This is a genomic window from Agromyces aureus, assembly GCF_001660485.1.
GTDB classification, from domain to species: Bacteria; Actinomycetota; Actinomycetes; order Actinomycetales; family Microbacteriaceae; genus Agromyces; species Agromyces aureus.
The window spans coordinates 4,300,658-4,319,906 of the sequence record NZ_CP013979.1 but is presented as its reverse complement, the minus strand read 5'-3'; the positions used below and the strand labels follow the sequence as shown (position 1 = coordinate 4,319,906).

General features: G+C 70.7%; 20 protein-coding genes. 17 read left to right on the top strand and 3 right to left on the bottom strand.

Features of this window, described 5'->3' with window-relative positions; translation table 11 throughout:
- Positions 1-495 carry a GNAT family N-acetyltransferase gene (locus ATC03_RS19410; RefSeq protein WP_161490357.1) on the bottom strand — a complete coding sequence of 165 codons (495 nt, stop codon included), beginning with the start codon at positions 493-495 and terminating at the stop codon, positions 1-3.
- Between the two features lie 119 nt (positions 496-614).
- On the opposite strand from ATC03_RS19410, the gene ATC03_RS19405 reads away from it, so the two are divergent.
- The 10 genes from ATC03_RS19405 (at position 615) to ATC03_RS19360 (ending at position 10,547) form a co-directional block, all read left to right on the top strand.
- Complete coding sequence (locus ATC03_RS19405; protein WP_067880839.1) at positions 615-1,685, top strand: metal ABC transporter substrate-binding protein; 1,071 nt, start codon at positions 615-617, stop codon at positions 1,683-1,685.
- A gap of 4 nt (positions 1,686-1,689) precedes the next feature.
- Positions 1,690-2,466: a metal ABC transporter ATP-binding protein gene (locus tag ATC03_RS19400; protein ID WP_067880836.1), complete on the top strand. Its 777-nt coding sequence runs from the start codon at positions 1,690-1,692 to the stop codon at positions 2,464-2,466.
- A gap of 49 nt (positions 2,467-2,515) precedes the next feature.
- Positions 2,516-3,466 (top strand): metal ABC transporter permease, encoded by a 951-nt coding sequence (locus tag ATC03_RS19395; protein WP_067880833.1) that lies wholly within the window; start codon positions 2,516-2,518, stop codon positions 3,464-3,466.
- Positions 3,463-4,305, top strand: coding sequence for a metal ABC transporter permease (locus tag ATC03_RS19390; RefSeq protein WP_067880830.1), 843 nt, complete (start codon positions 3,463-3,465; stop codon positions 4,303-4,305). Before ATC03_RS19395 ends, ATC03_RS19390 begins: the two co-directional genes overlap by 4 nt.
- Positions 4,302-4,706, top strand: coding sequence for a Fur family transcriptional regulator (locus tag ATC03_RS19385; protein ID WP_067880827.1), 405 nt, complete (start codon positions 4,302-4,304; stop codon positions 4,704-4,706). The genes ATC03_RS19390 and ATC03_RS19385 overlap by 4 nt, the downstream gene beginning before the upstream one ends.
- Positions 4,707-4,907: 201 nt before the next feature.
- A complete protein-coding gene (locus ATC03_RS19380; RefSeq protein WP_067880824.1) occupies positions 4,908-6,275 on the top strand; it encodes a glutamate decarboxylase in 1,368 nt (455 codons plus the stop codon).
- 18 nt (positions 6,276-6,293) lie between these two features.
- Positions 6,294-6,935, top strand: a complete 642-nt coding sequence (locus ATC03_RS19375; protein ID WP_067880821.1) for a hypothetical protein — start codon at positions 6,294-6,296, stop codon at positions 6,933-6,935.
- Between the two features lie 341 nt (positions 6,936-7,276).
- The gene (locus tag ATC03_RS19370; RefSeq protein ID WP_084003643.1) at positions 7,277-8,647 is read left to right on the top strand and encodes a quaternary amine ABC transporter ATP-binding protein; all 1,371 of its coding nucleotides are present in this window, start codon (positions 7,277-7,279) and stop codon (positions 8,645-8,647) included.
- Positions 8,644-9,570 (top strand): ABC transporter permease, encoded by a 927-nt coding sequence (locus ATC03_RS19365; protein ID WP_074401110.1) that lies wholly within the window; start codon positions 8,644-8,646, stop codon positions 9,568-9,570. The genes ATC03_RS19370 and ATC03_RS19365 overlap by 4 nt, the downstream gene beginning before the upstream one ends.
- Before the next feature lie 80 nt (positions 9,571-9,650).
- Entirely contained in the window at positions 9,651-10,547 is an 897-nt protein-coding gene (locus ATC03_RS19360; RefSeq protein WP_067880818.1) for a glycine betaine ABC transporter substrate-binding protein, read from the top strand.
- A gap of 49 nt (positions 10,548-10,596) precedes the next feature.
- Here the strand turns inward: ATC03_RS19360 and ATC03_RS19355 are convergent, their stop codons facing one another.
- On the bottom strand, positions 10,597-11,568 hold the full coding sequence (locus ATC03_RS19355) for an FAD-dependent oxidoreductase (protein WP_227820174.1): 972 nt from the start codon (positions 11,566-11,568) through the stop codon (positions 10,597-10,599).
- Positions 11,569-11,832: 264 nt separating this feature from the next.
- On the opposite strand from ATC03_RS19355, the gene rpmB reads away from it, so the two are divergent.
- The 5 genes from rpmB (at position 11,833) to ATC03_RS19330 (ending at position 15,269) form a co-directional block, all read left to right on the top strand.
- Positions 11,833-12,069, top strand: coding sequence for a 50S ribosomal protein L28 (rpmB, locus tag ATC03_RS19350; protein ID WP_067880812.1), 237 nt, complete (start codon positions 11,833-11,835; stop codon positions 12,067-12,069).
- The gene (gene rpmG / locus ATC03_RS19345) at positions 12,069-12,236 is read left to right on the top strand and encodes a 50S ribosomal protein L33 (RefSeq protein WP_067880809.1); all 168 of its coding nucleotides are present in this window, start codon (positions 12,069-12,071) and stop codon (positions 12,234-12,236) included. The genes rpmB and rpmG overlap by 1 nt, the downstream gene beginning before the upstream one ends.
- Before the next feature lie 3 nt (positions 12,237-12,239).
- Entirely contained in the window at positions 12,240-12,545 is a 306-nt protein-coding gene (rpsN, locus tag ATC03_RS19340) for a 30S ribosomal protein S14 (protein WP_047408199.1), read from the top strand.
- Positions 12,546-12,809: 264 nt separating this feature from the next.
- On the top strand, positions 12,810-13,097 hold the full coding sequence (locus ATC03_RS19335; protein ID WP_055853964.1) for an HU family DNA-binding protein: 288 nt from the start codon (positions 12,810-12,812) through the stop codon (positions 13,095-13,097).
- A 177-nt stretch (positions 13,098-13,274) separates the two neighbouring features.
- Complete coding sequence (locus ATC03_RS19330) at positions 13,275-15,269, top strand: bifunctional copper resistance protein CopD/cytochrome c oxidase assembly protein (RefSeq protein WP_198168758.1); 1,995 nt, start codon at positions 13,275-13,277, stop codon at positions 15,267-15,269.
- Between the two features lie 3 nt (positions 15,270-15,272).
- Here ATC03_RS19330 and ATC03_RS19325 read toward each other — a convergent pair whose 3' ends face one another.
- Positions 15,273-16,328 carry a hypothetical protein gene (locus ATC03_RS19325; protein ID WP_067880803.1) on the bottom strand — a complete coding sequence of 352 codons (1,056 nt, stop codon included), beginning with the start codon at positions 16,326-16,328 and terminating at the stop codon, positions 15,273-15,275.
- Positions 16,329-16,574: 246 nt separating this feature from the next.
- Here ATC03_RS19325 and ATC03_RS19320 point away from each other — a divergent pair, with 246 nt between their 5' ends.
- A complete protein-coding gene (locus ATC03_RS19320; RefSeq protein ID WP_067880800.1) occupies positions 16,575-17,876 on the top strand; it encodes an ATP-dependent DNA helicase in 1,302 nt (433 codons plus the stop codon).
- A gap of 116 nt (positions 17,877-17,992) precedes the next feature.
- Positions 17,993-19,225, top strand: coding sequence for a serine hydrolase domain-containing protein (locus ATC03_RS19315; RefSeq protein WP_067880797.1), 1,233 nt, complete (start codon positions 17,993-17,995; stop codon positions 19,223-19,225).
- Positions 19,226-19,249: the final 24 nt, after the last annotated feature.

Below are 19,249 nucleotides of genomic sequence, written 5' to 3'. Positions count from 1 at the left end.
TCAGTAGCGGATCTCGTAGGTGATCGACCCGTCGGTGCGGGCGCACTCCCCCATGCCCGAGCGTTCGAGCACGCGGCGAGCCGGAAGGTTCGCGATCTCGGCCTCGGCCCGAACGATGCGGGCTCCGTTCGCCCGGGCGAGCGCGAGCGCCTCGCGCACGACGTGATCGGCGAGGCCGCGACCGCGCGCTGCGGGCACGAGCGCGAAGGCGAACTCGATGGCGCCGTCGTCGGAGAGCGGGCCGAACAGGTTCACGCCGCCGACGGCCGCGCCGGTGATGCCGCCGTCGACGAGGTGCACGAGATACGGGCCGAACGGCGCCGGATCGCCCGCATCGCGCACCGCGTCGACGTACTCGCGCAGCAGTTCGGGCTCCTCGGTGAACGAGTAGCCGCCCTCCCAGCCGTCGCGCGGGTCGACCTCGCCGGAGAGCAGACGCTCGGCGTCGTCGACGGTGAACGGGCGCAACGTGAGTGAGGGGGTGGTCGTATCCACGTGCCTCATGCTCGCACGGCCGACCGACAAGTGCGAGATTCGTGTGGACAGATTTCACCGACTCGCAACACGTCGTGATGGTTTTGACAATCATTATCAATAAGCGTAGGTTCGAGGTCATGAGCAACCCCGCGCCCCGATCCGCCCGCACGCTGCCGACCCTCGCCGCGCTCGCGACGATCGGCGCCGGCGCGCTGGTGCTCTCCGGGTGCGCCTCCCCCGCGGCATCCGGCGAGGCGCAGGGGGTGCAGATCGTGGCGACCACCACGCAGGTCGGCGACTTCGTGCACGAGCTCGTCGGCGACGACGCCGAGGTGACCCAGCTGCTCTCGCCCGGCCAGAGCGCGCACAGCTTCGATCCGTCGGCCGCGCAGCTGCTCGCCCTCGCCGACGCCGATGCGGTCGTCATGAACGGCGCCGGTCTCGAGTCCTGGCTCGACGATGCCCTGCAGGCGTCGGGGTTCGACGGCGTGCTGATCGACGCGAGCACGGGCATCGAGCTCTTCGCGACCGACGACCACGATCACGACCACGGCGATGAGGCCGCGACCGACGACCACGCCGACTCGGCGACGGAGGCCGCGCCCGACGACCACCACGGCCACGATCACGGTGCCGGCAACCCGCACATCTGGACCGATCCCGAGCTCGCCGAAGACATGGTGGAGAACATCGCCGACGGGCTCGCGGGGCTTCAGGGCGTCGACACCGCGGCCCTCGACGCCGCCGAGACCGCCTACCTCGCCCGCCTGCACGACCTCGACGCCTGGATCGAGCAGAGCGTCGACCAGGTGCCCGCGGCCGAGCGCCTGCTCGTCACCAACCACGACGCGTTCACGTACTACGTCGACGCCTACGGCCTCGTCTTCGTCGGCAGCGTGATTCCGAGCTTCGACGACAACGCCGAGCCGAGCGCCGCCGAGATCGACGAGCTCGTCGCGGCCATCACGGCCACCGGCACGAAGGCCGTCTTCTCCGAGGCGTCGCTCTCGCCGAAGGCCGCCGAGGCGATCGCCCGCGAGGCCGGCGTGACGGTCTACTCGGGCCCCGACGCCCTCTACGGCGACTCGCTCGGCGAGGCCGGCACCGAGGGCGCGACCTACCTCGGCTCACAGATCCACAACACGCGCCTGATCGTCGAGTCGTGGGGCGTGGAGCCTTCCACGCTCCCGGCGTCACTGCAAGGATGACCCCATGAGTCCGAACGCCGTGCTGCGCTTCGAGGGGGCCGCGTTCACGTACCCCGGCGGGGACGGCGTCAGCGAACTCGACTTCGCCATCGCCCCGGGGGAGGCCGTCGCCGTCATCGGCCCCAACGGCGCCGGCAAGTCGACCCTGCTCCGCGGTGTGCTGGGTCTGGTGCCGCTCACCCGCGGGCGCATGACACTCGGAGACGGCGGCGCCGAGGCATCGCATGCCGATCGCGGCATGGTCGGCTTCCTCCCGCAGACCATCGAGTTCGACGTCGACTTCCCGATCAGCCTCGAGCAGGTGGTGATGCAGGGGCGCTACCGCCGACTGGGCCTGCTCCGCTGGCCGGGCCGCGCCGATCGAGAGGCCGTGCGGCACGCGCTCGAGACCGTCGGGCTCTCGGCGTTCGCGGGCAAGCGCTTCGGGTCGCTCTCCGGCGGCCAGCGTCAGCGCGGCCTGCTTGCCAGGGCCCTGGCCGCGGATCCGCGCCTGCTGCTGCTCGACGAGCCGTTCAACGGGCTCGACCAGCCCAACCGCGACGCGCTCGTGGCGACGCTTCGTCGCTTGAAGGCCGACGGCGTCGCGGTGCTCGTGTCGACCCACGACCTCGAGCTCGCGCGCGAGGTCTGCGACCTCGTGCTGCTCGTGAACCGGCGTCAGACGGCGTTCGGTCCGGTCTCCGACGCCCTCAACCTCGCGAACGTGCAGCGGTGCTTCGAGGGCGTCGAGGTCGAGATCGACGAGCACACGCTCGTCGTGCCGGGTCACGAGGGGCATTGATGCCGCATCCGGAATACACGCGGTCGGCCGCGCGGGGGAGTGGCCGCGCATGAGTGCGGTCGAGGCGCTGTTCAGTGCGTTCGCACTGCCGTTCATGGGTCGCGCGCTGCTGGTGATGCTCGTCCTGTCGGTCATCGCCGGCGTCGTCGGCGTGCTCGTCAACCTCCGCGGTCTCGAGTTCATCAGCGACGGGCTCACGCACGCCGTGTTCCCCGGCCTCGCGGTCGGGCTCGCAGTCGGCGGCGCAGCCGGAGTGCTCCCCGGTGCGGCGATCGCCGCCCTCATCGGCGCGGTGCTGCTCACCTGGCTCATGCGGTCGGGGGTCGCGAACGACGCGGGCATCGCGGTCGTGCTGACCGCCGCGTTCAGCATCGGTGTGATCGTGGTCTCCAAGAGCGACGACTACGCCGGCGCCCTCGAAGAACTCCTCTTCGGCCGCGTGCTCACGATCCCGCCGGCGGACGTGGTGCCGCTCGTCGTCGTCTCGGCGGTCGCGCTGCTGCTCGTCGCGCTCACGGCCAAGCAGCAGGTGTTCCGGGCGTTCGACCCGGCCGGCAGCCGCGCGGCGGGCGACTCGGCGTTCGGCCTCGACCTCGCGCTCAACGTGGCCGTCGCGCTCGTCGTGGTGGCCGGCGCCAGCACGGTCGGGTCGCTGCTCGTGCTCGCGCTGCTCGTCGTGCCCGGCGCGGCCGCGCGCCTGATCATCGGCCGGCTGTGGCTGCTGTTCCCCATCGCCGGGGTGTTCGCGGCCCTCGCCTCGTGGCTCGGCCTCGCGACCGGCTTCGCCGCGAGCGTCGGCGCGGGCGTCGACCTGCCCGCCGGCAGCACGGTCGTCGCGGTCTTCGTGCTCGCCTACGCGGTCGTGCTCCTCGTTCGGCTGGCGCGCGACGCCGGCAAGCGGCGCGCGGGTGCGCGCGCGGGTGCCGGCGCCGGCTCGCCCGACTCGTCCGCATCGAGCGCGGCATCCGTCGACCGGGCGATGGGGGAGCGGGCCGCATGAGCTACTTCGAGCGGGCCATGCTCGCCTCCATCGTCATCGGCGCCCTCGGCGGGTTCGTCGGATGCCTCGTGGTGCTGCGCAGGCGTACCTTCTTCGCCCAGGCGCTCACGCACGGCACCTACCCAGGGGCTGTGGCGGCGGCCGCACTCGGCGTGAGCGTTCCGCTCGGGGCCGCCGCGGCATCCGTCGTGCTGGTGCTCGTGATGACGGGCATCGCGCGGGTGCGCAACCAGGGTGCGCAGGTCGCGGCGGGCATCGTGCTCACCGGCGGCTTCGCGGCGGGGGCGATCCTCGCGGCCGTCGTGCCGAGCCTGCCCGTGCAGCCCGAGTCGCTGCTCGTCGGCTCGATCCTCACGGTGAGCGACGGCGACATCGTGCTCGCCGCGAGCGTCGCGGTCGCCGCACTCGTGCTCGTCGTGGTCTTCGGTCGCCGCATCGTGTTCTCGACCTTCGACCAGTCCGGATTCCGGGCCGCCGGGTACCGCGAATGGCCCGTCGAGCTGCTCGTGCTCGCGCTCACCGCCGCGACGGTCGTGAGCGCGCTGCCCGCCGTCGGTGCGATCCTCGCGATCGCGTTGATCGCCGCGCCGGCCGCCGCGGCGCGGGTCGTCACGACGACGTACCGCGGCATGCTCGTGGTCGCACCCGTGATCGGCGCGGCATCCGGAGTGCTCGGCGTGCTCGCCTCGCGTGCGTTCGCGATCGCCGCGGGCCCGGCGATCGTGCTCACGGCGACCGCGTTCCTGCTCATCGCGCTCGCCGGTTCCAAGCTGCGCGCGCTACCGTGGAGGGCATCCGCGATTCCCGTGGAGACGGCAGAGGACGCACGCACCGCATGAAGCGCAACACCTGGCAACGCGAAGCCGTTCGAGAGGCCCTCGACGGCACCGACGGCTTCATCAGCGCGCAGGCGCTGCACTCGTCGCTGCACGCGACCGGATCGCCGATCGGCCTCGCGACCGTCTACCGCGCGCTCGGCGATCTCGCGACCTCGGGCGAGGCCGACTCGCTGCAGTCCCCCGACGGCGAGGCGCTCTACCGGGCCTGCAGCACCACCGGCCATCACCACCACCTCATCTGTCGCAACTGCGGCCGCACCGTCGAGATCGAGGCCGACGAGGTCGAGGCCTGGGCGCACCGCGTCGCGGGCGAACACGGGTTCACCCGTGCGGCCCACGTCGTCGACGTGTTCGGCCTCTGCGCCGACTGCACGGTGCTGCTGGCGAACGACACTCGCTGAGGGGGTTACGCCGACGCGGACCGCCTGCCCGCGGCATCCGCTCGCCCGGTGACCTGATCGAGGGGTGTCGCGCTCGATGCGGGAGGCGTATCGTCTGCCGGGAAGACGGTGACCGGCCCGGGGGAGCAGGTGCCCGCTCGGTCGTCGGCTCCCGTGTGCGCTTTCAGGGTCGGAGCCGACCGATCGCTCGAAGGAGAGACAGTGACACCGGACGACGCGCTCCTGCCCACATTCAGCCGGATCGGCGAGTCGACCACGGCGCGCTACACCGAGATCCCCGAGGGATCGATGCTGCCGGAGACCGCCTACCGCATCGTCAGCGACGAGATGATGCTCGACGGCAATGCCAGGCTCAACCTCGCGACCTTCGTCGGCACGTGGATGGACGAGCATGCCGATCGCCTCTACAGCGAGGCGTTCGACAAGAACATGATCGACAAGGACGAGTATCCCGCGACGGCCGCGATCGAGGAGTACTGCTGGCGGATCCTGGCCGACCTGTGGCATGCGCCCGACCACCGCGACGCGATCGGCACCTCGACCATCGGATCGTCGGAGGCGTGCATGCTGGGGGGCCTCGCCCTCAAGCGCCGATGGCAGCACGCACGGCGCGCGGCCGGGCAGTCGACCGAGAAGCCGAACCTCATCATGAGCTCGGCCGTGCAGGTGTGCTGGGAGAAGTTCTGCAACTACTTCGACGTCGAGATGCGCCTCATCCCGACGTCGGACGAGCACCCGCTCATGGACGGCACGGGGCTCGAGGACGTCGTCGACGAGAACACGATCGGCGTGGTCGCGCTCATGGGCGTCACGTACACGGGCGCCTACGAGCCGGTCACCGCGATCGCCGCGAAGCTCGACGCGATCCAGGCGAAGACCGGCCTCGACATCCCGATGCACGTCGACGGCGCGTCGGGGGCCATGGTCGCGCCGTTCCTGCAACCCGAACTCGAGTGGGACTTCCGCGTCGAGCGCGTGCAGTCGATCAACACGTCGGGGCACAAGTACGGGCTCGTCTACCCGGGCGTCGGCTGGGTCGTCTGGCGCAACGTCGCGGCGCTGCCCGACGACCTCGTGTTCCGGGTGAGCTACCTGGGCGGGGAGATGCCGACGTTCGCGCTGAACTTCTCGCGCCCGGGCGCGCAGGTGCTGCTGCAGTACTACCGCTTCCTCCGGCTCGGCCGGAACGGCTATCGAGAGATCCAGCAGACGACGCAGGATGTCGCGCGCTACCTCTCGGGCGCCATCGGCCGCATGGACGCCTACGAGTTGCTGACCGACGGCAGCGACATCCCCGTCTTCGCGTGGCGCCTGAAGCCGGGGCACACCGACAAATGGACCCTGTACCACCTCTCCGAACGCCTCCGGATCCGCGGATGGCTCGTGCCGGCCTATCCGCTCTCGGGCGACCAGTCCGACCAGACGGTGATGCGCATCGTCAGCCGTAACGGGCTCAGTCACGACCTGGCCGAGGACCTCCTGCGCGACATCCGCATCGAGACGGCCTTCCTCGACTCGCTCGCGTCGCCGATGCCGCACCCCGGCATCAAGACGACCTTCCACCACTGACCCGCCGTCGACTCACCCATGACCCCGAGGACGGCCGTCACCGCGGTGCGCCGACTGCGCCGCGAAGCCTGGGGCTTCGCGGCCGGCTCGGCGTGCTTCTTCGTGGGCGCCCTGCCGTGGTACGCGGATCGACTCGGGCCCGTCGGCACGAACGCGACGTTCGTGGTCGGGTCGGTGCTCTTCACGCTGGCCGCGTTCATCCAGCTGAGCCTCAGTGGACGGGTGGCCCCCCACGCGAAGATGAACCCCGCCGATCGCGCCGACTGGTGGGCTGCTGCCGTGCAGTTCGCCGGAACCCTGCTCTTCAACATCTCGACCGGGGCCGCGCTCGCCGCGGCCGTCTCGAGGCCCGACGCCGTCGGCGCCGGATGGCGCCCGGATGCCTGGGGTTCGCTCGCCTTCCTGATCTCGAGCGCGCTCGCCATCATCGCGACCAAGGACCGCGGGCGCCTGTGGGACCCGGACGCGCGCACCTGGCACGGCACCGGACTGAATGCGCTGGGCTCGGTCGCGTTCGCCGTCTCGGCGGTCGGCGCGTACGTGCTGCCCGACTCCGGCGACCTCGTCAGCGAGATCTGGGCGAACCTCGGCACGGCGATCGGCGCCCTCTGCTTCTTCACGGCCGCGCTGCTCTCACGGCGGACGATCCCGAAGGAGTGATGGGGAGAATCCGCAGGTCAGCATCGTTTTCACGGTTCGCGATTTGGTGACCCTCTTCAGGGGGACATACGGTGGACGACGGCCCTGATGGGCCGACCCACCCAGTCCGCGCCCTTCGCGTGAGACCTGCCCCGGCGGTCTCCACGGCGGGGGTCGTACGGTTTTGAGCGTGGTGCACCGCCCCGATGGCAGTGCGCGCTGGAGCCGGGATTCGCACGACGAGACGTCGGCGCTTGAGTCCCGGATCCCGGATCGCCTGAACCCGGCCGTGACGCGTGCGCGCCCGCCTGCCGCCCTGCACCCGGCTGCGGAATCCGCACGTGCCATTGGAGCACATTTCGATGCCCGAACAGCAGCAATCCGTCGCGCGACACAGCATCGCCGACCAGAACGCCCTCGAAGTGCGAGGGCTCACGAAGTTCTACGGGCGACGCCCGGCCGACGCCCTCGAACGCCTGCGCGAGGGGGCCGGCCGCGCCGAGCTCGCCGGCCTCGGCACCGCCGCGGCCATCGATGTCGACTTCGACGTGCGGCAGGGCGAGATCTTCGTCGTCATGGGACTCTCGGGCTCCGGCAAGTCGACGCTCATCCGCATGCTCAACGGCCTCGTCGAGCCGACCGCCGGCACGGTCACGGTGATGGGGGAGACCCTCACCGGGGTCGCGCCACGCCGGCTCCGCGGCATCCGTCGCAAGCACGTCGCCATGGTGTTCCAGCACTTCGCCCTGCTGCCGCACCTCACGGTGCTCGACAACACCGCGTACGGCCTCGAGATCCAGGGCGTGCCGGCCGCCGAGCGGCGCGAGCGCGCCGAGCGCGTGCTCGAGCGCGTCGGCCTCGGCGAGTGGGGCCACAAGTTCCCGTCGGAGCTCTCGGGCGGCATGCAGCAGCGCGTCGGCCTCGCCCGCGCCCTCGCGGCAGACGCCGACATCCTGCTCATGGACGAGGCGTTCAGCGCACTCGACCCGCTCATCCGCCGCGAGATGCAGGAACAGCTCGTCGAGCTGCAGCAGGAGCTCGGCAAGACCATCGTCTTCATCACGCACGACCTGAACGAGGCCATGTTCCTCGGCGATCGCATCGCGGTGATGCGCGACGGTCGCGTCGTGCAGATCGGCACGGCCGAGGAGATCCTCACCGACCCGGCCGACGACTACGTCGCGCAGTTCGTGCAGGACGTCGACCGCGCACGCGTGCTCACGGCGGGCAACGTCATGGAGGCCCCGCGGGCCCTGGCCTCGGCTGCCGCGGGCCCGCGTGCCGCCCTGCGTGCCATGCGCGACCTGCAGACCTCGATGGTCTTCGTCGTGACCTCCGGGCGGAAGCTGCTCGGCGTCGCCCACGATCGCGACGTGCTGCGGCTCGTGCGTCGCGGAGAGCGCTCGCTCGAGGGGGCGATCTCCGGCGACTACGCTGCCGTCGGCCCCGACGTGCACCTCTCCGAGCTCTTCGAGAGCTCGGTCGAGCAGGACCTCCCGCTCGCCGTCGTCGACGACGAGGGTCGCCTGCTCGGCGCGGTTCCGCGGGTCACCCTGCTCGCCGCCCTCGGCAACGTGACGACCGACACGGCCGAGCTGCAGGTGCTCCAGACGCCGGCGACCGTCTCGGCCGAGGTCATGACCGCGACGCTGCGCGAGACGGCGGCATCGGCTCCGCCGGACACCCCGCAACCGATCGATGAACTCGCCCTCGTCGAGGGGACCACGGCATGAACGAGATCCGCCTGCCGCTCGGCGACCTCGCCGAAGGGTTCATCGACGTGCTCACCGACACGCTCGGATGGTTCTTCTCCATCGTCCGAACGGTGTTCCTCGCGTTCTACGACGCGGTCGAGTTCGTGCTCGCGACGCCGCCGTTCTGGGTCGTCATCGTCGCGCTCGCCGCACTCGGGTGGTGGCTCAAGGGCTGGAAGCTCTCGCTCGGCACCGCCGTCGGCCTGCTCGTGATCGTCGGCGTCGACCAGTGGGAGCACGCCATGGAGTCCCTCGCGCTCGTGCTCGTCGCGAGCGCCATCGCGATCGCGCTCGCCGTGCCCGTCGGCATCTGGACCGCGGGATCGGACGTCGCGTCGAAGATCGTGCGCCCCGTGCTCGACTTCATGCAGACGATGCCGGCGTTCGTCTACCTCATCCCCGCGCTGATCCTGTTCCGCGTCGGCGTCGTGCCCGGCATCGTCGCGACCATCGTGTTCGCGATGGCGCCGGGCGTGCGCCTTACCGAGCTCGGCATCCGCGGGGTCGATTCAGAGGTCGTCGAGGCCGGGCACGCGTTCGGCGCCTCACGCGGCCGCATCCTGCGCCAGATCCAGCTGCCACTCGCGATGCCGAGCATCATGGCCGGCGTCAACCAGGTCATCATGCTCTCGCTCTCGATGGTCGTCATCGCCGGCATGGTCGGCGCCGGCGGTCTCGGCGGCGACGTGGTCGCCTCGCTCAACCGCATCGACGTGGCACTCGGGTTCGAGGCGGGCCTCTCGGTCGTGATCCTCGCGATCATCCTCGACCGCATCACGGGCGCACTCGGTGGCGGCGGGGGTCGTCGTCGTGGACGCGACACGACCTCGCGGTCGACGGATGCCGCGGCACAGGCCGATGCGACCGAGCCACGCGTGCCCGCGGCATCCGCCACCGCCTGACCCGAACCCCGAACACCGACCCGAACCCCCGAACCCCCGAACCCCCGCGGCCCGCAGCCCGCGGGAGAAGAGGAATCACCATGAAGAAGTCCACCCTCACCGGAGCCCTCACCCTGAGCGCCGTCTCGGCACTCGTGCTCGCCGGATGCTCGGCCGGAGGCGCCGAGGCCGAGACCCTCGCGAACGGCGACCGGAAGGACGTCACCATCGCCGTCTTCAACGGCTGGGACGAGGGCGTCGCCGCGAGCGAGCTCTGGAAGGCGATCCTGACCGAGCAGGGCTACGACGTCACGCTCGAGTACGCCGACCCGGCGCCCGTCTACAGCGGGCTCGCGAGCGACGACTACGACCTCACCCTCGACACCTGGCTGCCGACCACGCACGCCGACTACGTCGAGGAGTACGGCGAGGACATCGTCGACCTCGGCGCGTGGAACGGCGACGCGAAGCTCACGATCGCGGTGAACGCCGACGCCCCGATCGACTCGCTCGACGAGCTCGCAGCCAACGCCGACCTGTTCGACGACCGGCTCGTGGGCATCGAGCCGGGCTCGGGCCTGAACCGCGTGACGACCGAGGAGGTCATCCCGACGTACGGCCTCGACGACCTCGAGTACCTCACGAGCTCGACGCCCGCGATGCTCTCGGAGCTGACCGCGGCGACCGATGCGGGCGAGAACATCGCCGTCACCCTGTGGAGCCCGCACTGGGCCTACGACGCGTTCCCGCTCAAGGACCTCGAGGACCCGGAGGGCGCGCTCGGCGGCTCAGAGGGCATCCACTCGTTCGGCGCCGCGTCGTTCGAGCAGACGCACCCGACGCTCGCGGGCTGGATCAGCGCGTTCTCCATGGATTCCGAGCTGCTGTACTCGCTCGAGAACGCGATGTTCAACGAGAACGACTCCGACGACTACGGCCCCGTGGTCGAGCAGTGGATCGCCGCGAACGCCGACTACGTGGCGTCGCTCACGCAGTAGCGCGGCGGAATCAGGAGGGGTGACGGATGCCGCGGCATCCGTCACCCTTTCACCTCCCGTCGTTGCGGAGCATCGCCCGAACCCGCTCGGCCGTGCCCCACGAGAGCGTGACGCCGGCGCCGCCGTGACCGTACGCCGCAATGACCGGGAGTTCGCGGCCCGCCACCGGCTCGAGGCGGATGCTCGGTCGAGCGGGCCGGAGCCCGACCGCGCGGCCGACCACGGGGCTGCCGGCGATCGCCGGCACGAGGGCGGCCGCGCGCTCCAGGATGGCGCGCTCGGTGTCGACGTCGACCTCGAGATCCCACGATCCGTCGATCGACGTGCCGCCGACGACCACGTCGTCCCGGCGGGGGAACACGTATGTGACGCGCTCGGGGTCGTCGGTGTCGGTGATCCAATCGGTGAGGCCCGGATTCGCGACGCGGACGACCTGCCCCCGGACCGGGACGACGTCGGCGTCTCCGCCGAGCAGCTCGCCCCCGCGGATGCCGGCCGCGATGACCGCGGCGTCGGCGTGCCCGGCGAGTTCGCCGAGGTGCTGCACGGTCCGGTGCTCGAAGGCGACTCCGAGCACGCTCGCCTGCGCCCGCAGCCAGGGCAGGTAGGCCGGGATCACGATGAACGGCAGGGTCGCGCGGATGCCGGAGGTCGCTCCCGCCGGCAGCAGGAACGGGTCGGCCTCGGCGGCGCTCGGCACGAACTCGGTCCACGAGCGGTCGGGTGCCGCCGAACGCTCCACGACCGTGCCGGCGCGCATCTCGACGCCGGAATCGGCGACCTCCGACAGTGCGGCGAACCGCTCGAACGACGTGCGCAGCAGGTCGCGCACGACCGGCGAGCGCTCCGCGCGATACGGGAACCACAGCGCTGCGGAGACGGATGACACCGTCTGCATCGTGTCGACGTCGGCGACGACCGTGACGTCGTGACCGTCGCGCGCGAGTTCGACGGCGGTCGTCAGCCCGATCACCCCGGCGCCCACGACGGTGACGCGCTTGGAATCCGATGGTGATGCCACGTCGCCTCGTTCCGTATGCCCTTGGACGCTCATGGCGCCTCCACACAGGGATACCACCGTGCGGCCGCCTGCACGCGGCATCCGCTCGATTCGGCCGAGATCGGCCACTCTGGTAAGCTGTCCCTTTGGCTGGGTACATCCACTGCCCAGACCGCGACCATCCCCCTTCGAACACCGCGAGAAATCGCGGATCTCGGCGTGGGACGTCAGCAGACAAGAGACCTTGGGAGGGGCATCCGCCCCTCGGTATTGGAGGAAAGACCAATGGCAGCAGTGTGCCAGGTGACTGGAGCCGTTCCCGGCTTCGGTCACAACATCTCGCACTCGCACCGCCGGACGAAGCGCCGCTTCGACCCGAACGTGCAGAAGAAGACCTATTACGTGCCGTCGCTGCGTCGTAGCGTCACCCTGAACGTGTCCGCCAAGGGCATCAAGGTGATCGACGCCCGTGGCATCGAAAAGGTCGTCAAGGACATCCAGGCTCGTGGGGTGAAGCTCTAATGGCGAAGCAGCAGGACATTCGTCCCATCATCAAGCTCCGTTCGACGGCCGGCACCGGGTTCACCTACGTGACCCGCAAGAACCGTCGCAACAACCCCGACCGTCTCGTGCTGAAGAAGTACGACCCGGTGATCCGCAAGCACGTCGATTTCCGAGAGGAGCGCTAAACAATGGCGAAGAAGAGCAAGATCGCGCGCAACGAGCAGCGCAAGGTGATCGTCGAGCGCTACGCGGCGAAGCGCCTCGAACTGAAGAAGGCCCTCGTCGACCCGAACGGCACCGACGAGTCCCGCGAGGCTGCTCGCGTCGGCCTCCAGAAGCTGCCCCGCAACGCATCGCCCATCCGCGTGCGTTCGCGTGACGCGATCGACGGCCGCCCCCGCGGTGTCCTCACGAAGTTCGGCGTCTCACGCGTCCGCTTCCGTGACATGGCGCACCGTGGCGAGCTGCCCGGCATCACGAAGTCGAGCTGGTAAGCACTGAGCTTCTCCGAAAGGGGCGTCCCGGGTTCTCCGGGGCGCCCCTTTCGGCGTCTCCGGATCGTCGCGGAGACGGTATCCGGGTCGTCACGGAGCGACACGCCGGGACTTCCATGCCCGAAAAGGCTGGAAATCCGCGAGTTTCCGGGCTTCTCTGCTACATTCGAGGCGGCCCGATCGGCCACGGGGGCGGTTGAACGATCGTCCCCGAGAACTCACAAGATGCTGTACAGAACAGCGAAGGTCCGAGGAGGACATTCAATGGCTGACAAGTCGCTCAACAAGACCGAGCTCGTCGCGAAGGTCGCAGCGTCGACCGGACAGAGCCAGGCCACCGTCGACGCCGTTCTCGGTGGGCTCTTCGAGGCTCTCGCCGAGTCCGTGGGCGCCGGCACCAAGGTCTCCATCCCGGGTTGGCTCGCCGTCGAGCGCACGCACCGTGCAGCCCGCACCGGCCGCAACCCGCAGACCGGCGCCGAGATCCAGATCCCGGCCGGTTACTCGGTGAAGGTCTCGGCCGGCTCCAAGCTGAAGGCTGCCGCGAAGTAACTTCGCGACCCCCGAGGGGCGTCCGGCTTCGGCCGGGCGCCCTTCGTCGTCTGCGGAGGCGCGGATGCGCGGATGTCTCGGCTCACGCAGTCGGGCCGCCCGGCGCCCGGCCCTCGGCGCCCGCCCGCGTAACCTCCTGTGGCCGGGCTCGCACCTCGCGCCGCGTAGGCTTGTCCGGTGCCCCGCTCAGTCCGCGTGTTCGGCCCTGCCGTCCTCATCGTCGTCGCCATCGCGGCGACGGTCGCGGCCCTCGCGTACGGCGGGGGAGCGACGCCCCAGCTGATCCAGGATCCGGGGCCCATCGCCCGCTGGGGCCTGCCGATCGCGAAGCTCGTCGTCAACCTGAGCGCGGCCGGCATGATCGGCGCGCTCGTGCTCGCCGTGTGGGCGCTGACCCCGAAGAAGCGCGAGTTCGACGTCGCACTCGACGTCGCCGCGGCATCCGCTGCCGTCTTCACCGTCGCGAGTGCCGCGACGGGCCTGCTCACCTTCCTCGTCGTGACGGGCGTGGAGCTGAGCCTCGGCGACACGTTCGGTGCGCAGCTCGGGCAGTTCCTCACGACGATCGAGCTCGGCCAGGCGTGGCTCACGACGACGCTCGTGGGCGCCGCGGTCACCGTGCTCTGCTTCGCGGTGCGCAACCACACGGCGCTCGTGTTCGTGGCCGTGCTCGCGGTCTTCGCGCTGGTGCCCATGGCGCAGCAGGGGCACTCGGCCGGCACCGCCGGTCACAGCGCGGCGATCACGTCGCTCGGCCTGCACCTCGTCTTCGCGGCCGTGTGGCTCGGCGGCCTGCTCACGATCGTGCTGCTGCGCAACGAGCTCGACGGCGCGCGCCTGCCGGTCGTGCTCGCGCGCTACTCGACGGTCGCGCTCATCTGCTTCATCGTGGTCGCGGTCTCGGGCTACGCGAACGCCGCCCTCCGCATCGGAACGTGGGACCAGCTCGGCACCCCCTACGGCGTGCTCGTGATCGTGAAGCTGCTCGCCCTGCTCGCCCTCGGCGGCTTCGGCGCGATCCAGCGGCGGTACCTGATCGGGCGGATGTCGCGCGCCGCCGCCGCGGGCAAGGCCGACCGCCCGGCATCCCGCATCTCCGAGTTCTGGATCCTCGTGGTCGCCGAACTCGCCTTCATGGGCATCGCGTCGGGCGTGGCCGCCGCGCTCGCGCGCACCGCGACCCCGGTCGCCGAGCAGCCGGGCGTCATCGCCCAGACGCCCGCCGAGATCCTCACGGGCGAGCCCCTGCCGCCGTGGCCCGACCTGTACCGCTACTTCACCGAGTGGAACCTCGACCTGCTGTGGATCCTCGGCTGCGGGTTCGGCATCTTCTTCTACCTCGCGGGCGTGTGGCGCCTCCGCCGCCGCGGCGACAAATGGCCGATCTACCGCTCGGTGCTCTGGGTCTCGGGCATGCTGCTGCTCGCGTACATCACGAACGGCGGCGTGAACGCCTACGAGCAGTACCTCTTCTCGGCGCACATGGCCGCGCACATGGTGCTGACGATGGCCGTGCCGGTGCTGCTCGTGCCCGGCGCGCCGGTCACGCTCGCGGCGCGCGCGATCAGGGCCCGCAAGGACGGATCGCGCGGCGGCCGCGAGTGGATCCTGCTCGCCGTGCACTCGAAGTTCGCCGGCATCATCGCGAACCCGATCGTGGCGGCCCTGCTGTTCGCCGGCTCGCTCTGGGTGTTCTACTACTCGCCGCTGTTCCGGTGGACGATGGTCGACCACATCGGCCACGAGTGGATGATCGTGCACTTCCTCATCACGGGGTACCTCTTCGTGCAGTCGCTCATCGGCATCGACCCGGTGCCCTACCGCCTGCCGTACCCGTTCCGGCTCGTGCTGCTGCTCGGCACCATGGCGCTGCACGCGTTCTTCGGCCTCGCGATCATGTCGAGCGCGGGCCTGCTGCTCGCCGACTGGTACGGCGCCATGGGCTGGGGCACCGATGCGCTGGTCGATCAGCAGATGGGCGGCGGCCTCGCGTGGTCGATCGGCGAGATCCCGACCGTGGCGCTCGCGATCACCGTCGCGGTGCAGTGGTCGCGCAGCGACCAGAAGGAGTCCAAGCGCCACGACCGGCACGCGGATCGCACGGGCGATGCCGAGCTCGAGGCGTACAACGCACGGCTCGCGGCGATCGCCGAGCACGACCGGCAGGGCTGAGCGTCAGCTCGTCTGCTGCAGCTGGATCGCGATGCTGCCGTCGGGGCGGATCGTCGCGCTGAGGGCGAGCCGGAACGGCCGGTCCTCTTCGAGCTGCGACTTGTCGCCGTCGAAGAGCGACTGCACCTCGACCGAGATGTGGGCCATGCCGTCGGTCGCCGGCATCTCGAACGCCGTCTCGCCCGCGGTGAGCGTGACCGGAGGGTACGTGACGATCGACCAGACCGGGTCGCCGAGCACGCGGTCGTCGATCTCGATGCCGAACGGGCACCCCGAGGGCTGCAGCACGGTCTGCGCCGCGCAGCCGTCGAGGTAGCTGTCGACCTGGGTCTGCACGCGCTTCACGAAGTCCGCGGTGGGCTGCGCGTCGACGGTCACGGCGGCGCGCACGCCGGGCTCGGTCGCGAGCGGCACGGGAACCGCGGCGACGAGGGTGTCGGAGAAGCCGAACTCGTAGGCGGCCGGCGCGATCGCGAGGTAGGGCGCCGTCTGCGTGAACGCGGCCAACTCGTCGCCCGACTTCGTCGCCCGGGTGTCGAGCGTCAGGTCGCCGACCGTGAAGAGCGGGTTGTGGGCGGCCGTCACGTCGACGACGGCGAGCGGGCTCTCGATGAACTCCCACCGGTTCAGCAGGCCGTAGAGCGGGTCGATGGCCCGGATCTCGAACGACGTCTGCAGGATCGCGGTGTCGAGCCGGTAACTGGCTGTGACGGTGTGCGTGCCGTCTTCGTGCTTCACGTCGTCGACGATGCGCACGTCTTCGGGGCCGGCATCGATCACGTCGGACCGCAGCATCGCCGTCGAGATGTCGGTCGGCACGCCCATGGCGGTCAGCTCGTCGTCGTCGAGCGCGACGCCCGGCGTGGTGATCGCGGTCGCCAGGTCGTCGTCGGCGATGGCCGAGAGGTAGCGCTCCACGAAGTTCGCGGCGCCGTACGTGGTCTGGTTCAGGCCGCCGAGCGCGGCGACGAACGCGGTTCCGAGCAGCATCGCCAGCGCGGCCCACCCGGCGATCGACAGCGGTGAGAGCCGGCTGTTCCGAACCCCCGAGCCAGTCACCCCGCCAGTCTAGGCGGCGACGGATGCCGGGAGCCGAACACACGCGCCGGCCACGCGCGCCGCGGGGCAGGGCGAGGCCGCGCCGCGGCATCCGCTCTCCACAGGGAGACGATCTGCTCGCACCCTGCACATCGGGGACCACCGGACCCGTCGAACCCGCGCGGCCCGGTTACAGTGGGATCGCGCCGGCCGGCGCCACCCCACGAGCCCGATCCGCGAGCCGGATCCGACCAGCCGGAGAACCTTGTGGCCCCCACCCTCACCCGCGAGCAGACCGCGGTCTTCGAGGCGATCGAGGGCACTCGCGACCACGTGTTCGTCACGGGCCGGGCGGGCACCGGCAAGTCGACGCTGCTGAACCACCTCAACTGGAACACGCAGAAGCAGATCGTGATCTGCGCCCCGACGGGCGTGGCGGCGCTGAACGTCGGAGGGCAGACGATCCACTCGCTGTTCCGCCTGCCGATCGGGGTCATCGCCGACCACCCGATCGACCAGAACGACGCGGTCCGCAAGATCCTGAACGCCATGGACACCCTCGTGATCGACGAGATCTCGATGGTCAACGCCGACCTGATGGACGCCATGGACCGCGCGCTGCGACAGGCGCGGCAGCGCAGGCACGAACCGTTCGGCGGGGTGCAGGTCGTGCTCTTCGGCGATCCGTACCAGCTGGCCCCAGTGCCGGGCGACGGCGACGAGCGGGCGTACTTCGCCGACACCTACGACTCGATGTGGTTCTTCGACGCCAAGGTGTGGCGCGAGACCGGCCTGCGCATCTTCGAGCTCGGCGAGGTGCACCGCCAGCACGACGCCGAGTTCAAGCACATGCTGAACGCCGTGCGGCACGGCGCGGTCACCGCCGAGATCGCCGGGGTGCTCAACGGCATCGGCGCCCGGCGTCCGCTGCCCGAGCACGGCGCGATCACGCTCGCCACGACGAACGGCACCGTCAACCGCATCAACGCGACCCAACTGCACCGGCTTCCGGGCACGTCGAAGGCGAACGAAGCCGAGGTCGCCGGCGACTTCGGCGGCCGGGCGTACCCCGCCGACGAGCGGCTCGAGCTCAAGGTGGGTGCGCAGGTGATGTTCCTGCGCAACGACACCGCGATCGGGCCCGACGGGCAGCGCTGGGTCAACGGCACGATCGGCACCGTGACCCGCCTCGACCGCGAACTGCGCGTGGAGGTCGACGGCGAGGAGCACGAGGTCGAGCCCGCCACGTGGGAGAAGTACAAGTACTCCTGGGACCCCGCGCGCAAGAAGCTCGAACGTCAGATCGTCGCCGAGTTCACCCAGTTCCCGCTGCGGCTCGCCTGGGCGGTGACGATCCACAAGTCGCAGGGGGCGAGTTACGACACCGCGATCGTCGATCTCGGGTCGCGCGTCTTCAGCCCGGGGCAGACCTACGTGGCGCTCAGCCGGCTCACCTCCCTCGACGGCCTCTACCTCAGCCGGCCGCTGCGACCCAGCGACATCATCGTGGATGCCGCGGTCGAGCGCTTCATGTCCGGCGCCCACCGCGAGATCGGCTCGAACACCTGAACCTCCGATCCGCCGGCCCGGGTTAGAATCTCGTCGAGACACAGCTAGGGGGGCTTGTGGCGACTCGCCGGAGGAATCGCGGGCGGAGATGGGGAATCTCGGCCGCGGCGTTCGTCGTGCTCGCGCTCGGACTGCAGGGCTGCTCGTTCGGCCCCGCCGATCCGGCGGCCCAGTTCGATCCGGTCGACGCACCGCTCGGCACCCCGACGGCCGACGCGCTGCAGGGCGTGCTCGACCAGGCCATCGCGCTGTCGGGGGCGAGCGGCGGCATCGCCGGCGTGTGGGCCCCGTGGTCCGGAGAGTGGACCGCGGCATCCGGAACCGTCTCGTTCGACGAGGGGGCCGCCGCGACGACCGTCGACACGCCCTTCCGCATGGGCACGCTCACCTCAGAGGTCACGTGCCAGATCGTGCTGAAGCTCGTCGACGACGGGCACCTCGAACTCGACGACGAGATCGCCGACGACGTCGACTGGATCCCCTCGCTCGACGGCATCACCTACGAGCAGCTCTGCCGCCACAGCTCGGGCCTCGCCGACTACTACCCGGGCCTCAAGGGCATCTTCACCACGAACCCCGTGCGCACCTGGTCGAACAACGAACTCGTCGCGGCGGGCATGGGCATGGCGCGAACCGGGGCTCCGGGCGCAGCCGTACGTGAGTCGCGCACCGGCGTGCTGTTGGCGGCGATGGGCATCGAGCGCCACACCAGCAAATCGTGGGAGGACCTCGCGGAGCAGTACGTGTTCGGTCCGCTCGGCCTCGACAGCACCGTCATCCCGCCGGCCGACGACACCGGTCGCGGGTTGCTCGGCGCGTACGCCTCGCCCATCGGCGCCGACGGCAAGGCCGACTGCGCGACCCGTCTCGATCAGTCCGCCCAGTCCAGCTCGATGGGCGGCGAGGCCGCGGGCGCGACGACGACGCTCGAGGACCTCCGCCGGTTCAGCGAGGCGTTCGCGACGGGTTCCCTGCTGTCGGACAGCGCCAAGGCCGACCAGTGGAAGAACGTGCAGCCGGTCGCCGGCTCGCCGCAGTCCTGGTACGGCGCGGGCATCGGCGGTGCGACGTTCGGCCCGATGCGCGGCGATGTCAGCGAGACCGCCGGCATGCTCACGGCGGCGCTCACCGACCCCACCTCGGGGCTCACGGTCGTGCTCGTGCTGAACAACTCGAGCTCGACCGACGCGTTCGTGCGCGAGGTCGCCTTCGCGCTCGCCTCCGTCGGGTCGAAGGCGGATGCCGCGAACGGCGCCGAGGCCCCGCTCGTCGAGCTTCCGTGGTCGCTCGAGCAGGCCACGGCGAACATGACGGCGCTCGCCGCCTGCCCGCCCGCGCCCGCCGCCTGACGCCGTCACTGCTGCGGGTCACCG